3 protein-coding genes are annotated in these 2,325 nt (G+C 70.3%); 2 read left to right on the top strand and 1 reads right to left on the bottom strand.

Annotated elements, in window-relative coordinates; all coding sequences use genetic code 11:
* Nucleotides 1-236 precede the first annotated feature (236 nt).
* Complete coding sequence (nirK, locus tag GJ634_RS14930) at nt 237-1,310, bottom strand: copper-containing nitrite reductase (protein WP_157503624.1); 1,074 nt, start codon at nt 1,308-1,310, stop codon at nt 237-239.
* A 189-nt stretch (nt 1,311-1,499) separates the two neighbouring features.
* Here nirK and GJ634_RS14925 point away from each other — a divergent pair, with 189 nt between their 5' ends.
* Both GJ634_RS14925 and GJ634_RS14920 read left to right on the top strand, forming a co-directional pair.
* Nucleotides 1,500-1,814 (top strand): CGCGG family rSAM-modified RiPP protein, encoded by a 315-nt coding sequence (locus GJ634_RS14925; RefSeq protein WP_157503623.1) that lies wholly within the window; start codon nt 1,500-1,502, stop codon nt 1,812-1,814.
* Nucleotides 1,815-1,871: 57 nt separating this feature from the next.
* A partial coding sequence (locus GJ634_RS14920; RefSeq protein ID WP_197425557.1) for a substrate-binding domain-containing protein occupies nt 1,872-2,325 on the top strand: 454 nt, incomplete at its 3' end.

The following is a 2,325-nucleotide window of genomic DNA, read 5'->3' as shown; positions in this document are numbered from 1 at the left end:
GTGGCCGGCGAGGAACGCGCCGGGGTCGGGGTTCACGTCGGGGTCGAACTCCCCTTCGGGGGCGAGTGCGTCGTCCGCGTCGGACTGCGAGCCCAAGCCGTACATGTTTCGACAGTGGGGTGCCGCGCCGCTATGCGTGGCCCCGAACGTGTTCGCACGCCCGGCGATTCGGTGACGGCGCCGCGGCTACGGAACGCGAAAGCGGAGGACGAGTGACCGGATTGGCGGTTCGCGGGCTACTCGCTACCGGGGTCGGGGTCGAAGATCTCCTCGTTCGGCTCGCCGGTGACTTCGATCTCGGAGAGCAGCCCCTTGCGGGCGACCCGGGAGAGCGCGTGGTCGACGAGCTTGATGACCTCGGGGACGGGCGTGTCCATCTCCCCGATCATGCAGCTCCCCGGCGGGACCTTCATCGTCTGGACGTACTCCTCGGGGGTCCCGACGGCGCCGTCGCGGTGGGCCCGCGTCCAGACGTTCCCGATGGGGTGGAAGTTCGAGGAGACGTTCGGGCCGCCGTCCACGAGGTACACGCGAACCCGCTCTCCGCTCTCGGCCTGCAGGCGGCCGTAGCGGTCCGGCGTGAACGGGTACTTCTCGCCGTTGAACACGACGTAGGTCGGCTCCTCGCGGGCCATCGCCTCCATGTCGAACTGGTGGTGGCCCTCCTCGCCGACGTCCTTGTTCGTGTACAGTTCGTGCTGGCCGAGGTAGAACTCGCGGTCGACCTCCGGGAGGCCGTCCTCGGGTTCCACCAGGATCATCCCGAACATCCCGCTGGAGATGTGGTAGTCCAGGTTCGGGACGGCGCAGTGGTAGATGAACGCGCCGGGGTACTTCGCGGTGAAGTCGACGCCCGCGGACTCCCCGGGGGCGACGTTCGTCGCTTCCGCGCCGCCGCCGGTGCCGTAGACGGCGTGGAAGTCGATGTTGTGCGGCATCGAGTTGCCGTCGGGGCTGTTCAGCGTGAACGAGACGGTGTCGCCGCGGCGCACCCGGATCATCGGACCGGGAATCCGCCCGTCGAAGGTCATGTAGTTGAACGTGACCCCGGGCTCGATCTCCGCCGTGACCTCCTGCACGTCGAGGTCGACTTCGTGGTGCCGGGGCTCCGACCAGTCGACCGGGTCGGGGACGTCAGTGGGGTCCGCGGCGACCCGGTCGACGTCGAGCTGGTTGGTCTGGGCCGCGGCGTTCTGCTGGGGCTGTTCGGTCGCCGGGCTCTCACCGCCGGGAGCGGTGCAGCCCGCGACCGCAGCGGTTCCGCCGATTCCGAGGCCTTGCAGGACGCGCCGCCGAGTGGTGTCGAACATCGGTGGTCACCTCTTCACTCGGTAGTTGTCGGTGCTACCCCTTCAAGCGGGTCAGCGTTTCCCGTCGTCCTGCGACGTCGCCGAATCGGTTCGCGGCGCCATTTATAAGTCGATTCGCGGGGGCGAACCGGCGGCCGGTCGAACGTGTTCGGGAGACGACTCACCCGCGTGCGCGGCGACGATTCGCACATGGCATCATCCGCGCACGACGACGCCGAGACCGTCGACGGCGTCCACGAGAACTCGTGGTCGGCGAACCTCGAACAGGACCGGCACGCGGACGACCGCGCGCTCGTCGTCGAGGAAGCCCTCGACGCGGTCGAATCCACCGCGGTCGGCTACCACGTGAACCTCGTCACGCACGGCGACCACGGCCACCCCGAGTCGTACCTCTACGAGGAACTGGACGACGCGTTCGGCGACAGCGTCGCCCACGAGTACGTCGACCAGTGCGGCTGCGGCGGCCACGTCACCCGCGTCCGCGTCGTCGACGACCCGCGGTGACGTGACCGATTCCCATCACTCCAAAATAGATTTGTAACCGCGAGTGGTTGTCCGGGCATGGACAGGCGGGGATTCCTCCGTGCGCTCGCCGCGGGCGGCGCGCTCTCGCTGGCGGGCTGTCTCGGCGGCTCCGGCGACGGGGAACCCCCGCTCGCCGACGAGTCGCTGACGGTCGCGACCGCCACCACGGTCCACGACAGCGGCCTGCTCGCCGAACTCGCGGCGGGCTTCGAGGACGAATTCGGCGCCTCGCTGCGTCCGGTCGTCCGCGGGACCGGCGCCGCGCTCCGCACCGCCCGCGACGGCGACTGCGACGCGGTGCTCGTCCACGCGCCCCCGCTCGAAGCCGAGTTCGTGGCGGCGGGCCACGGCGTGAACCGCCGCGCCGTGATGGTCAACGACTTCCTCGTCGTCGGCCCGCCCGACGACCCCGCGGAGGCGGCCGGCAGCGACCCCCTCGCCGCGTTCCGCGCGATCGCCGCCGGCGACGCGGCGTTCCGCTCGCGCGGCG

Origin of the sequence: Halobacterium sp. CBA1126 (assembly GCF_009741975.1) — an archaeon.
Taxonomy (GTDB): domain Archaea; phylum Halobacteriota; class Halobacteria; order Halobacteriales; family Halobacteriaceae; genus Halobacterium.
Note: the sequence above shows the minus strand (reverse complement) of the source record. Positions and strands in the feature narration are given on the sequence as shown.